The organism is Rhizobium sp. 32-5/1 (assembly GCF_029537235.1).
GTDB lineage: Bacteria > Pseudomonadota > Alphaproteobacteria > Rhizobiales > Rhizobiaceae > Pararhizobium.
Genome location: NZ_CP120638.1, coordinates 362,053 through 374,636 on the forward strand (window position 1 = coordinate 362,053; position 12,584 = coordinate 374,636).

At 59.3% G+C, this 12,584-nt stretch carries 11 protein-coding genes and 2 pseudogenes; 6 read left to right on the forward strand and 7 right to left on the reverse strand.

Going from position 1 to position 12,584, the window contains the following annotated elements; translation table 11 throughout:
- Window positions 1-121 precede the first annotated feature (121 nt).
- Window positions 122-906, reverse strand: a pseudogene (locus P6U16_RS01835) (alpha/beta hydrolase).
- A gap of 178 nt (window positions 907-1,084) precedes the next feature.
- Here P6U16_RS01835 and P6U16_RS01840 point away from each other — a divergent pair.
- Together P6U16_RS01840 and P6U16_RS01845 are read left to right on the forward strand one after the other, a co-directional pair.
- Entirely contained in the window at window positions 1,085-1,330 is a 246-nt protein-coding gene (locus P6U16_RS01840) for a zinc-finger domain-containing protein (protein WP_277702398.1), read from the forward strand.
- A 30-nt stretch (window positions 1,331-1,360) separates the two neighbouring features.
- Window positions 1,361-2,530, forward strand: coding sequence for an FAD-dependent oxidoreductase (locus P6U16_RS01845; protein WP_277702399.1), 1,170 nt, complete (start codon window positions 1,361-1,363; stop codon window positions 2,528-2,530).
- A gap of 6 nt (window positions 2,531-2,536) precedes the next feature.
- On the opposite strand, the gene P6U16_RS01850 is transcribed toward P6U16_RS01845, so the two are convergent.
- Window positions 2,537-3,709, reverse strand: coding sequence for a cystathionine beta-lyase (locus P6U16_RS01850; protein ID WP_277703974.1), 1,173 nt, complete (start codon window positions 3,707-3,709; stop codon window positions 2,537-2,539).
- A gap of 362 nt (window positions 3,710-4,071) precedes the next feature.
- Between P6U16_RS01850 and P6U16_RS01855 the strand changes: the two genes are divergently transcribed.
- The 4 genes and pseudogenes from P6U16_RS01855 to P6U16_RS01870 all read left to right on the forward strand — a co-directional run bounded on the left by P6U16_RS01855 (window position 4,072) and on the right by P6U16_RS01870 (window position 8,346).
- Window positions 4,072-5,097 carry an amino acid ABC transporter substrate-binding protein gene (locus tag P6U16_RS01855; protein ID WP_277702400.1) on the forward strand — a complete coding sequence of 342 codons (1,026 nt, stop codon included), beginning with the start codon at window positions 4,072-4,074 and terminating at the stop codon, window positions 5,095-5,097.
- A 151-nt stretch (window positions 5,098-5,248) separates the two neighbouring features.
- Window positions 5,249-6,391, forward strand: coding sequence for an amino acid ABC transporter permease (locus tag P6U16_RS01860; RefSeq protein ID WP_277703975.1), 1,143 nt, complete (start codon window positions 5,249-5,251; stop codon window positions 6,389-6,391).
- A 4-nt stretch (window positions 6,392-6,395) separates the two neighbouring features.
- Complete coding sequence (locus P6U16_RS01865) at window positions 6,396-7,553, forward strand: amino acid ABC transporter permease (RefSeq protein WP_277702401.1); 1,158 nt, start codon at window positions 6,396-6,398, stop codon at window positions 7,551-7,553.
- Between the two features lie 18 nt (window positions 7,554-7,571).
- Window positions 7,572-8,346, forward strand: a pseudogene (locus P6U16_RS01870) (amino acid ABC transporter ATP-binding protein).
- A 90-nt stretch (window positions 8,347-8,436) separates the two neighbouring features.
- On the opposite strand, the gene P6U16_RS01875 reads toward P6U16_RS01870, so the two are convergent.
- From P6U16_RS01875 to P6U16_RS01895, 5 genes are read right to left on the reverse strand one after another with little or no spacing between them, the layout of a single operon-like run.
- The gene (locus P6U16_RS01875; protein ID WP_277702402.1) at window positions 8,437-9,996 is read right to left on the reverse strand and encodes a caspase family protein; all 1,560 of its coding nucleotides are present in this window, start codon (window positions 9,994-9,996) and stop codon (window positions 8,437-8,439) included.
- Window positions 9,993-10,928 (reverse strand): hypothetical protein, encoded by a 936-nt coding sequence (locus P6U16_RS01880; RefSeq protein ID WP_277702404.1) that lies wholly within the window; start codon window positions 10,926-10,928, stop codon window positions 9,993-9,995. The genes P6U16_RS01875 and P6U16_RS01880 overlap by 4 nt, the downstream gene beginning before the upstream one ends.
- A gap of 25 nt (window positions 10,929-10,953) precedes the next feature.
- Window positions 10,954-11,616, reverse strand: coding sequence for a caspase family protein (locus P6U16_RS01885; RefSeq protein ID WP_277702405.1), 663 nt, complete (start codon window positions 11,614-11,616; stop codon window positions 10,954-10,956).
- A gap of 3 nt (window positions 11,617-11,619) precedes the next feature.
- The gene (locus P6U16_RS01890) at window positions 11,620-12,096 is read right to left on the reverse strand and encodes an OmpA family protein (RefSeq protein WP_277702407.1); all 477 of its coding nucleotides are present in this window, start codon (window positions 12,094-12,096) and stop codon (window positions 11,620-11,622) included.
- 11 nt (window positions 12,097-12,107) lie between these two features.
- Window positions 12,108-12,518: a hypothetical protein gene (locus P6U16_RS01895; protein ID WP_277702408.1), complete on the reverse strand. Its 411-nt coding sequence runs from the start codon at window positions 12,516-12,518 to the stop codon at window positions 12,108-12,110.
- Between the last annotated feature and the right edge of the window lie 66 nt (window positions 12,519-12,584).

Below are 12,584 nucleotides of genomic sequence, written 5' to 3' on the forward strand. Positions count from 1 at the left end.
GTGCATATTCCGTCGCGGGCGTCCGGCACGTCGCCCGAATATAGGGTAAAACACCGGCGACATAAATGGGTATCGGCAATTCACCATCAGTTGGCCCCTCGCCGCCCCTATAGTGGGCCGTTTAGGAGTGCCCGACGGCTGCCAGAAATTCAAGGGCAGCCTTCTTGAACACCCGGTCTCCGACGGCCAACATGTGATCACGGCCGGGGATGTCCAGGGCGGTCGCATGCGGCATCAGTGCGGCAAGTTCCTGCGGCGAACCGGCAATGTCGTCCGTCGTCCCGACGCCGATCAGCGTGGGGACGACGATCCTTGCCAAGTCCTGCGCCGTCAAAAGGTCGCGGGAGGTGGAAATGCAGGCTGCAAGCGCCAAGCGATCACTCTTCGTCTGGTCGGCAAAGGCGCGGAACATCCGTCCGCGCTGATGCGTCACATCCTCAAGCGACGGCGCCTTCAAGGCCTCTGCGATCGGATCCCAGTCGCCGACGCCGGTAACCATGCCAATGCCAAGCCCCCGAAAATCAGCGACCGGACGCGGTCTGGATGGTTGAGTGCCAGAAACGCGGATATGCGCGCACCCATGGAATATCCCATGACATGGGCCTCCTCGATGCCGAGATGGCCGAGCAAGGCTGCGGCATCGCCCGCCATCAAACGCGGATAATAAAGCGCCTGATCATGCGGCTTGCTGCTTGCACCATGGCCGCGATTGTCGAAGGCGATCACTCGGTAGCCGGCGTCGCCTAGTGTTTTCAGCCAGCCGGGAAACACCCAGTTGACGTTGGCGCTCGAAGCAAACCCGTGGATCAGAAGGATCGGATCGCCTGAAGGATCCCCCTCGTCGAAATAGGCAATATCGAGGCCCTGATGGCGGAAATGGGAGAACAGCGGCGGATCGAGCGTCATATCTTTGTCCTGTTGCGCCTGGAACCTAGGATTTTCCGCTGCACGGGAAAAGCCCCATGCGCTTAAAACCAAATCAAAACACACAGGCGCGGCATCTTTACAGCTACACTTTTCGATCAAAGCCCCTATGGTGCGGCCGGATTTGACAGACCTTCAGCAGACTTCAGTGGAGCACGACATGGCCGGGCACGGTATTCCCCATTTCCAGAACGACGGCGGTCACCGGGTGATCGAGATCGGCGTCAAGGAATTCATGTGCACGGGCGCATCGGTGCCCTACGACCACCCGCACATCTATCTCGACATGGGCGACGACAACGAAAAGGTCTGCCCCTACTGCTCGACACTCTATCGCTACAACGGCAAACTGAAGGCCGAACAGACCGTGCCTGACGGCTGCGTGTTTCACGCAAAGGCGGCCTAATACCAAGCCGCGCCGCGGCGAAAGAGCCCCATGCACAAGAGCGAACCGATCGCGATCGTCGGCGCCGGCATCGCCGGACTGACGGCTGCGCTTTGCCTTTCCCAGCGTGGCTTTTCCGTTGATATTATAGAGCAGGCTGGCCAGTTGAGCACGATCGGTGCCGGCCTGCAGCTTTCCTCGAATGCCACGGCCATCCTAACACGGCTGGGTCTCCTACCGGCGCTCGAAGCCGCCTGGACCGAACCCGATTCGATTTGCCTCATCGACGGAAAAACGCTGAAACCGCTGGCCAGAGTTCCGTCTGGCTCCTCCGCAAGAAAACGCTGGAACGCACCTTACGGCGTCCTGCATCGTGCGAGCCTGCAGCGAATTCTGGTTGAATCGGTCCAGCAGCAGCCACTTTGCCAACTGCATCTGGGCCAACGGCTAGACAATACCAGGTCTGAAACAATCGCCGACATCACCGGACACACTGCGGGATTGCTTATCGGAGCCGACGGGGTCTGGTCCTCTGTCCGAACCCGAATGCCGGGCGCGGGTACAGCGCGGTTCTCCGGCAATGTCGCCTTCAGGTTCACCATCGACCGGCGCGATGCGCCGGCGGTTTTCGATCCCTCCCTTGTCATGGCCTTTGTTGGCCCGCGGGCTCATATCGTCGCCTATCCTTTGCGGGAAGCCGATACCGTCAATATTGTCGCAATCGTTCAGGGAAAGGTCGGTGCCATATCCTGGGGCGAAACCGCATCCGCTCACCACCACAGCGAACTGATCTCGGCCTTTGCCGGTTGGCATGCCGATCTGCAGCGCCTGTTCGCTCAAGGCCAGCCGCCAACATTCTGGCCGCTCTACGAGGTGACGGATGGGGCGTGGCAGGATGGAACCGGCACTGTGCTGATTGGCGACGCAGCACACGCCATGATGCCCTTTGCCGCGCAGGGCGCCGCCATGGCTATCGAGGATGCCTGGGAGCTTGCAGCCTTTCTGGACAGCGGGCAGCCGCAAAACGATGCGCTGGCAGCCTTCGTCGCGAACAGAAAGAGCCGCATCAAGAAGGTCCGGGCGCGCGGTGCGTTCAACCGCTTCGCCTATCACGCAACCGGGCCGGTCAGGATAGCGCGCGACTTCGTCCTGTCGAGAAAGCGGCCAGAGGACCTGGCCGCCGATCTGGATTGGCTCTACGGCTATAAAGCCAGCGACTGAGCGCCGTCAGATCGCGGCCGCTGCGGTGAGGCCGGCTTCGATATCCTTGCGCAGATCCGCCACGTCTTCGAGGCCGATCTGCAGCCGCAGCACCGGACCTTCGGTCGGTGCCTTGCAGATCACCCGGTCCGAAAGTCCAACGTGAACCGCAAGGCTTTCATATCCGCCCCAGGAATAGCCGAGACCGAACAGCGATAGAGCATCGAGGAAAGCGTGGGCCTTCGCCTTGAACCGGTCCTGGCTCTCGACCTTGAGCACGATGGAAAAAATACCGCTCGAACCGCAAAAATCGCGCTTCCAGAGATCGTGCCCCGGAAAGCTCGGCAGCGCCGGATGCAGAACCCGGGCCACATCTTCGCGCTCTTCCAGCCAGCGTGCGATGTTCAGCGTGCTTTCCTGGTGGCGCTCCAGCCGGACACCCATGGTGCGCAGGCCGCGCAGGATCTGGTAGGCGTCATCAGGCGCGCCGCAGATACCGAGCGTGATATTCGCCTCCTTCAGCTGCTCCCAGTGTCTGGCATTTGCCGAAACCGTGCCCATCAGGATATCCGAATGGCCGGACGGATATTTCGTCGCGGCATGGATGGAAATATCGACGCCATGGTCGAGCGGCTTGAAATACAGCGGCGTTGCCCAGGTGTTGTCCATGGTCACCACACAGCCATGGCGATGGGCGGCAGCGGAGATCGCTGCGATGTCCTGCATCTCGAAGGTGTTGGAGCCCGGTGCTTCCGTATGCACAAGCTTCGTATTCGGCCGGATCAGCGATTCGATGCCGGCACCGATCATCGGATCGTAGTATTCGACGGTAACGCCGAGGCGTGTCAGCATCGTGTTGCAGAAATGGCGGGTCGGGAAATAGACCGAATCAACGATCAGCGCATGGTCGCCGGCCGACAGGAAGGCGAGGAACGGCACAGTGACCGCAGCCAGCCCTGACGGAACGAGGATGGTTCCCGCCGATCCTTCCAATGCGTCGATCGCTTCGCAAAGCGCGTCCGTGGTCGGCGTTCCGCGCGTGCCATAGGTATATTTCTGCGCCCGCGCTTCCATCGTTCGCGCATCAGGAAACAGCACCGTGGAGGCGTGGACGACGGGCGGGTTGACGAAGCCGTGGTAGTCCGCAGGATTGTTGCCGATATGGCTAAGACGGGTGTTGACGCCGGCTCCGGCGAGGATGGTTTTTTGTCTTTCATGGCAATCCGCTCTTCGATGGTGTCCCGGAGCCTTGTCGGATGACGTGTCGAGCGGGTCAAGACCTATTCAGCAGCAGCCACCGGTCGCCACTCCAAAATTGGCCAATTGTCATTTTTTACGCAAAAAACTGCTCCCCGGAACAAAATTTGCCTAAACAGCGAGCGAAAATAAGGTTTTTGAGGGGAAGGATCAGAAAATCGGCAACGTGTCTTGACCCTGCGGGATTTTGAGCATGTGATAGACGACACTCGCGCCAGGAGGGTGGCGGGGGCCGTATCTTTCGCCTTTGTGAGGCATGCAAGATGCGGGACGGGAACGAAAGACAACAGAAAAAGGTTCTAAAAATGGCAAAGAAGATTCTGGCAGCGCTTGTTGGTGCTGCGGTCATGGGGATTGGCACCCACGGCGCATCGGCGGCGACGCTTGACGACGTCAAGGCGAAGGGTTTCGTTCAGTGCGGCGTCAACACCGGCCTGTCCGGCTTCGCGTCGCCGGACGCATCCGGCAACTGGAGCGGCTTCGACGTCGATTATTGCAAGGCGATCGCAGCCGCAATCTTCGGTGACGCGACCAAGGTCAAGTATTCGCCGACCTCGGCCAAGGAACGCTTCCCGGCCCTGCAGTCGGGCGAAGTCGACGTCCTGGCCCGCAACACGACCTGGACCATCAACCGCGATACAGCGCTTGGCTTCAACTTCCGTGCGGTCAACTACTATGACGGCCAGGGCTTCATGGTCCGCAAAGGCCTCAACGTGAAGTCGGCGCTCGAGCTTTCGGGTGCTGCTGTCTGCGTCCAAACGGGCACGACCACCGAACTCAACCTCGCCGACTACTTCAAGGCCAACAACCTCCAGTACAATCCGGTGGTTTTCGAAAAGCTCGAAGAAGTCAACGCCGCCTATGACGCCGGCCGTTGCGACGTCTACACGACCGACCAGTCGGGTCTGTATTCGCTACGTCTGACGCTGGCCGCTCCGGACGATCACATGATCCTGCCGGAAATCATCTCGAAGGAGCCGCTTGGGCCGGCCGTTCGTCAGGGTGATGACCAGTGGTTCGATATCGTAAGCTGGGTTCACTACGCGCTGATCAATGCCGAAGACTTCGGCATTACCACAGCCAATGTCGAAGAGATGAAGAAGTCTCCGAACCCCGACGTCCAGCGCTTCCTCGGCGTTGAGGCTGACACCAAGATCGGCACCGATCTCGGCCTCGGCAACGAATGGGCGGTCAACGTCATTAAGGCTGTTGGCAATTACGGCGAAATCTTCGATCGCAACATCGGCGCTGGTAGCCCGTTGAAGATCGAACGCGGCCTCAACGCTCTCTGGAGCAAGGGCGGCATCCAGTACGCACCTCCGGTTCGTTGATATCCGTCTAGACAAGAGGGAAAGCGGCACCGTCCGCTTTCCTTCCCAACGATAAAAAGCACCCGAAAACAGGGTGATCAGGGGAAAAGAGGCTATGAATGACCGTTGACGCCATAACTCCGTCCGGCAAAAAAACCAATCGTCCGGTTCGATTATCAACGACCCTAAAGTACGGGGGATTTTCTACCAGGCCATCACATTGATCGCACTGGCTCTGCTGATCTACTGGATCGTGGACAATACCGTCGAGAACCTGAGACGCGCCAACATCGCCTCCGGCTTTGGCTTCCTGAATGGCCGGGCGGGTTTCGACCCCGGCCAGAAGCTCATCCAGTTCACCAGCGATTCGACCTATGGACGGGCACTGCTCGTCGGCTTTACCAACACCATGCTGGTTGCCGTGACCGGCATTTTCACAGCGACGATCCTCGGTTTTATCGTCGGCATCGGCCGGATGTCGAACAACTGGCTGATCTCGCGTCTGTCGCTCGCCTATGTCGAGTTGTTCCGCAACATCCCGCCGCTGCTCGTCATCTTCTTTTGGTATAGCGGCGTTCTCGCTGTGTTGCCGCAGGCACGCGACGCAATCTCCCTGCCCTTCACCATGTATCTCAGCAACCGGGGTCTGGCCTTCCCAAGCCCTGTCTTCGGCGACTGGGCGTTCCTGACATTCGTCGCGTTCATCATCGCCATCGTCGCCTCCGTCGTTCTTGCCCGCTGGTCGAGCAAGCGGCAGATGGCGACGGGACAGACCTTTCCGGTGCTTCGCTCGATTGCTGCTTTGGTCATCGGTCTTCCGCTGCTGGTGTTCCTTGCGACGGGCGCACCCCTGAGCTTCGATTATCCGGTCGCGGGAAAATTCAACCTCACCGGCGGTTCGGTCGTTGGGCCGGAATTCATGTCTCTGTTCCTAGCTCTGTCCTTTTACACCGCCGCGTTCATTGCTGAAATCGTTCGCGCCGGTATTCGCGGCGTCTCCAAGGGTCAGACGGAAGCGGCGCATGCGCTCGGCATCCGCCCAAGCCTGACGACGCGCCTCGTGGTCGTGCCGCAGGCCATGCGGATCATCATTCCACCGCTGACAAGCCAGTATCTCAACCTGACGAAAAACTCGTCGCTGGCCATCGCCGTCGGTTATGCCGACCTCGTGGCGCTCGGCGGAACCATCCTCAACCAGACGGGTCAATCCATCGAGATCGTGACGATCTGGATCATCGTCTACCTGTCACTCAGTCTGCTGACATCCGTCTTCATGAACTGGTTCAACGCCAAGATGGCATTGGTGGAGAGATAAGATCATGAGCCTATCCCAGATAAATTTCGTCAGGCAGGAAATGCTGCCGCAGCAGCCAGCACCGCTCAGTGCGCGAGGTGCCGTCAACTGGATCCGTGCGAACCTCATTGCCACGCCCAAGGATGCGGTGATGACTTTCGTCGCTCTGATCCTTCTGGCCTGGCTGGTTCCACCGGCCCTCGATTGGCTCTTCATCAAAGCGGCCTGGTTCGGCACGGACCGCAGCGTCTGCGCCACCGTGGCCCAGGGCGGCATTCAGCCCGATGGCTGGAGCGGTGCCTGCTGGGCCTTCGTCGGGTCCAAGTTCGAGCAGTTCCTGTTCGGTCGTTATCCGCTGGAAGAACGCTGGCGGCCAATCCTCGTCGGCATCCTGTTCGTCCTGCTTCTGATCCCGATGCTGATGCCGAAATTGCCACACAAGGGCATCAACGCGATCCTCCTGTTCGGCATCCTGCCGGTTGTCTCGTTCATTCTGCTGCCGGGCGGCATGCTTGGGCTGCCTTTCGTCGAAACGGCACTGTGGGGCGGCCTGATGGTCACGCTCATCCTGTCTTTCGTCGGCATTGCCGTCTCGCTGCCCTTCGGCATAGTGCTGGCACTGGGGCGGCGGTCGAAGATGCCCGTGATCAGAATGCTGTGCACGATGTTCATCGAAATCGTCCGCGGCATTCCGCTGATCACCGTGCTCTTCATGGCCAGCGTGATGCTGCCGTTGTTCCTGCCGCAAGGCATGACCTTCGACCGGTTCCTGCGTGCCCTGATCGGCGTCTCGCTGTTTGCGTCCGCCTACATGGCCGAAGTGGTACGCGGCGGATTGCAGGCGATCCCGAAAGGGCAATATGAGGGTGCCGATTCACTCGGACTTAGCTTCTGGCAGAAGATGAACCTGATTGTTCTGCCGCAGGCGCTGAAGCTGGTGATCCCCGGCATCGTCAACACCTTCATCGGTCTTTTCAAGGACACATCGCTGGTGTCGATTATCGGGATGTTCGATCTGCTCGGCATTGTCCGACTGAACTTCTCCGATGCAAACTGGGCCTCAGCCGTAACGCCAATGACCGGCCTCGTCTTCGCGGGCTTCGTCTTCTGGATATTCTGCTTCGGAATGTCACGCTATTCAGGCTTCATGGAACGTATGCTCGACAAGGGCCATAAACGATAAGAATTAAGGGGAAATAACATGGCAAACGAAGCCAATGCAAAGATGACCGTATCCGCGACAGATGTAGCGGTCGAAATCATCGGCATGAACAAGTGGTACGGTGACTTTCACGTTCTGCGCGACATCAACCTGAAGGTCATGCGCGGCGAACAGAATCGTCATCGCCGGGCCGTCCGGTTCCGGAAAATCGACGATGATCCGTTGCATCAACCGTCTGGAAGAACACCAGAAGGGCAATATTTTCGTCGATGGCATCGAACTGACCAACGACCTGAAGAAGATCGATGAGGTGCGCCGTGAAGTCGGCATGGTGTTCCAGCACTTCAACCTCTTCCCGCACCTGACGATTCTCGAAAACTGCACGCTCGCGCCCATCTGGGTTCGCAAGATGCCGAAGAAGCAGGCGGAAGAAGTGGCCATGCACTTCCTCAAGCGCGTCAAGATCCCGGAACAGGCCCACAAATATCCGGGCCAGCTTTCGGGCGGCCAGCAGCAGCGCGTGGCCATTGCCCGCTCGCTCTGCATGAACCCGCGCGTCATGCTGTTCGACGAGCCGACCTCGGCGCTCGATCCGGAAATGATCAAGGAAGTTCTCGACACGATGGTCGGTCTTGCCGAGGAAGGCATGACCATGCTCTGCGTCACCCACGAAATGGGCTTTGCCCGCCAGGTGGCCAACCGCGTGATCTTCATGGACCAGGGCCAGATCGTCGAACAGAACGAGCCGGCTGCGTTCTTCGACAACCCGCAGCACGAGCGCACCAAGCTGTTCCTCAGCCAGATCCTGCACTGATCGAAACTATCGCTCTCAAAAACCAAAGGTCCGCTTCAATCGAGGCGGACCTTTTTTCATGCCATCCAATAGGGCGTGGCCCGGCGGCGTTCAGTCGATCGTGTACTTCATCGTTGCCATCGACCATTTGATGCCGCGGTTTTCGAGATCGCCGGTCCAGGTCTTCTGCAGGCGGGCGACAATATCGCTCAAGGTTTCCCGGGCGTTGAGCTCGACTTTCAGGCCGCGCGAATAGGGCGCTACAGCCTTCAGGTCGATGTCGTCGCTGACCACGATTGCCACCATGATGCTTTCGCCGGAGCCATCCGCCTCGAAGTCGAAGCCGTAATAGTCATCCGGCATGGTCAGGGTCGAACCCGCCTTGAGCGGCGTGATCTTCTGAGCAAATTCGTTCGGGAAGAACTGTGTGGCCACACCTTCCTTGTTGACGTCGAGCAGGATGAGATTGCCGTCATGCTTGCTGGTCACCGAAATCTTGAAGACGTCGCCCTTCTTCATTTTCGGTCCGTGATCAAGCGATATCGTCACATCCCCATTGTCGGCCTTGCCGACGATGTCGCCGACGGCAGAAACCGGGTCGGCATCGACATAGGCAGGTGCTGCGGCCACAACATCGACCTTGACCTCTTCGTACTTGACCTCTTCCTTTTTCTTCTCCGGCGCTGCCTCCACATAGTCGGCTGCGGGCTCGGGCTTGGCGACACTGGCGCCGAGCTTTGCATTCACCGTTTCCAACTGCGGATCGAGATTTTCGCAATTCTTCTGGGACTTGCAGTAGGTGTCCGACTGGGCCTTCACATATTCGAACAATTCGGCATTGCTGACGAGGCCATTGGCGTTGCCATCGGCGACAGGCGGCTTGTAACCGGCGATATAGGCGGATGTGAAGACGCCGTGTCGCTTGTCTTCCGGCAGGCGCACATCATCCCAGGCGACCTGGTAGGGGGCCGCCGCACTCCATGTCGTCACGCCGCTTTCCTTGACGATGGCCGGCTTGTCGACCACGCCCGTGTCGATACGCAGTCCGCGGGTCAGAGCCTTCTGAACCGGTTTGGCGAACGGACGGGGCAGGAAGCGCGCACCGTCGATACCGGCGGCCACATCCACGGAAAGCGAGCGCGAGATCGTGCCGGAATGGCAGGCATCGATCACTAGGGTCACCACCCTGCCCTTCATCTTCTCAAGAAGCGGCTCAATGTCGTCGTCGAGAATGACGTTGCTCCAGTCGGTATCGACGGCTTTGATATTGTATGTTGCCAGCGCTTCGTCCATCCCGTCTTCCTCGTCCTTGCTCAGGTCCTTGACCTGCAGGCCGTGGCCGGAGAAATAGAGATAGATGCGGTCACCGTCCTTGGTGTCCTTGATCAGCCAGTCATTGATCGACGACAGGATTGCATCGCGGGTTGCTTCGGTATCTTTCAGGATACGTATGCTGTCCGGCGCGAAATCGAGATTCTTGGTGAGAAGATCCTGCATTGCCACGACATCGTTCTTTGGCCCGTGCAGGAACATTTCCGGCGGCAGGCTTTCATAGGTGCCGATGCCGATCAGCAGCGCCCTGTCCGCTGCCTGCAGGGGTGATGCGACCGCCGCCAGCAGAAGCGAGGCGGGCAGGATACGTCGCCAAACGATGCCGAGCTTGTCCATCATGGCTTTTCCTGTGTGTAGAGAGGCTGGATCGCGATGCTGCTGTCTGTTGCATCGATCCGGGTCTGAAGAACCTTCAGCAAGGCAGCCGCATCAATTTCAGGATTGGCCAGCACCGCAGCGATCGCATCGACCGGCTCATTGGTTGCGATCACGACGAGATGGTCGGCACCGAACGGCTCGACAACCTCCAGATTCGGCAGCTTGAATTCATCCTCGCTTCCGGCCGACTGCACCTCGATGAGCTGAACTTCACCGGTATTGGCCAGATTGAAGATGATGCGGCTGGTATAGCCCGAGGCCGGGGCTTCGAATGTCAGCCTGTCACCGCTCCGATACAGTTCCTTGACCGGCGTCAGCGAGACGGTTCCAGCCTTCTGGCTGGCCAGTGCCTTCAGGAAGTCGAGCAGGACGAACTTGTCGACCACGCCCTGGACCTTGGTGTCGGTGATGTTCTGGCCGGCGATATCGCCGTTCGGCGTGTAGAAATTGCCGCTCGCCGCATCCCAGCGATAGGGTACGCCCGTGCCGCCGATATTGGTGATCTCGGCGCTCGAGCCGGAAACCGAAAGAGCAAGCTTGTCCGTCCAGCCAAGATCGCGCGCCGATTTCAACGCATTTCCGGGATCGGTATTTGTTTTGGCGCCCATGTCGGCGTCGGTCGCATCATTCACGGGCGCAGCGGCGTTGTCGATGACCACCTCGGCCTGTGTGCCCTGATCGTCGGGGACGGGCTGCACCACGCTGCGTGTTAGGGAAACCACGACCTCGCTTTCGGAGCGCGGCACCTGCGGCGTAAAGTTGGGCACCTGCAATGCCTCGGACTGGTTCTTCACATTGGAAAACACATAGTCTTCCAATTCGAGCCGTGAAATCTTGCCATCGCCGTCGCGGTCGCCGGCGCCTTCAAGCGCGCGCGCGAAACTCCAGCTCAAAGCCCCCTCGGTTCGCCACCGATGATCACTTCCGGCGTGGGCTGGCTTTCCAGGAAGCGGCAAGCACCGTCACGTCGCGGAAATCCCGTTCACGCAGCTTGGCGCCGGAAATGGCCTGCTCGGACGGCGCAGGCAATTTCACCGTCACGGCCGGCGCCAGCCGCGTCTTGCCGGAAAAGGACCGGCTCATGCCACCGGAATGGCAGCTGTCCGACACGAAGAGTACGCGTATGCCCTTGGCTTCCGCTTCGGCAAACCAGGCATTCATTTCGTTATCGACAATGATTTCGTGATCGGTTTCCGCAGCCCGCGCACGGTCGAAACCCGGCAATTGCAGGAATTCATCAAGCCCGTCTTCCTCATCGCCTGCGACCAGTTCCGGCATCTGCGATCCATGTCCGGCATAGGTGAAGATGATCGTATCGTCCTTGACAGCCTTTTCGACAAGCTCCGTCCACGCAGTGCGAATGGCATCCTTGCTGGCGGCTTCGTTGACGAATTTCGCGACATTGGTGATGCCCGCCTTATCAAGGGCGGCCGCGACGTCCTCCGCATCCTTCACCGCGCCGTCAAGATTGCTTTCGAAGGGGTACATATCGACCCCGACCACCAGCGCATAGGTCTCGGCTGCCGCATCCTGCAGGGGCAGCGCGCTCAGCGTGGCAGCCATGAGGATCCGGCGAAACATCAATTATTTCTCCACGTCGATTTCGACGCGACGGTTCAGCTGGTGGAGCGTCGCCTCGTCATAGGCGCTGGCATCATCCGGCTTGAAGGGCTCGTCTTCGCCCAGGCCGACACTCTTCCACTTGCCCTTGTAACCAGCGGAAACAAGATAGTTTCCAAGCGCGTCGGCCCGCTCAAGCGACAGTATACGATTGGCCTCCGGCGATCCAACCGGATCGGTATGACCGATCAGCGTGATCGACGAGGGATTGACCGACTTCAGACATTCGCTCACGTCCTTGGCGGACTGCAGGCCCTCCGGAGTGAATTCCGCGGTCCCGAAGACATAGCGCACCGGTGTCGATTTCTTCTTCAAGGACACGCCGCGATAATTTACCTTGCAGGGGCCGCGCATCGCCAGTTTGATCGGCTTGGCCGCCACAAGCCGCATTTCTCCGGCCAGATGATCAAGCCTGCGGATGTAATCAGCGTCCGGTGCCATCCAGTCTGGTGTCAGCGTTTCGTTTGACGCATCTTCCAGCGCCAGTTGGTAATATTGGGCCGCGGATTCGTAGTTCTTTTTTCGCGATTGATGTCCCCCAGCGCATCGAGCACCTGCCAGGGCGCTGCCACCGTTTTCTGCAGCGTCTCCAGTTCACCATCAAACTCGACAAGCTTCTTGCCTTGGCCAACAGCCCCGACGATGCGGTTGAAAGACGTCAGCGCCGCGACGCGGTCAATGACCGCCATTTCATCGGGTGAGCAACTGTCTGCAACATTCGCAGCCGCAATCGCCTGGGCTCCGGCCTCGTCGCCGGCATTCATCTTGTTGACGACATCGGTCAGCGCCGAGCAGGCGGCCGCTGCCGGAAAAGCGGAAAACGCCGCAAACATGGATGCAAAAACAACCGTTCTCAAAGCCATGGCCTGTCCTCTCCCCTATTCCTCAGTGATCAACGAACAGGGGTCGGCCTTTTCCAGCCGACCCCT

Coding starts and splice junctions, on each gene's coding strand:
- P6U16_RS01840 (WP_277702398.1), top strand. CDS start 1,085: ATGGCCGGGCACGGTATTCCCCATTTCCAGAACGACGGCGGTCACCGG.
- P6U16_RS01845 (WP_277702399.1), top strand. CDS start 1,361: ATGCACAAGAGCGAACCGATCGCGATCGTCGGCGCCGGCATCGCCGGA.
- P6U16_RS01855 (WP_277702400.1), top strand. CDS start 4,072: ATGGCAAAGAAGATTCTGGCAGCGCTTGTTGGTGCTGCGGTCATGGGG.
- P6U16_RS01865 (WP_277702401.1), top strand. CDS start 6,396: ATGAGCCTATCCCAGATAAATTTCGTCAGGCAGGAAATGCTGCCGCAG.
- P6U16_RS01875 (WP_277702402.1), bottom strand. CDS start 9,996: ATGATGGACAAGCTCGGCATCGTTTGGCGACGTATCCTGCCCGCCTCG.
- P6U16_RS01885 (WP_277702405.1), bottom strand. CDS start 11,616: ATGTTTCGCCGGATCCTCATGGCTGCCACGCTGAGCGCGCTGCCCCTG.
- P6U16_RS01890 (WP_277702407.1), bottom strand. CDS start 12,096: ATGGCACCGGACGCTGATTACATCCGCAGGCTTGATCATCTGGCCGGA.
- P6U16_RS01895 (WP_277702408.1), bottom strand. CDS start 12,518: ATGGCTTTGAGAACGGTTGTTTTTGCATCCATGTTTGCGGCGTTTTCC.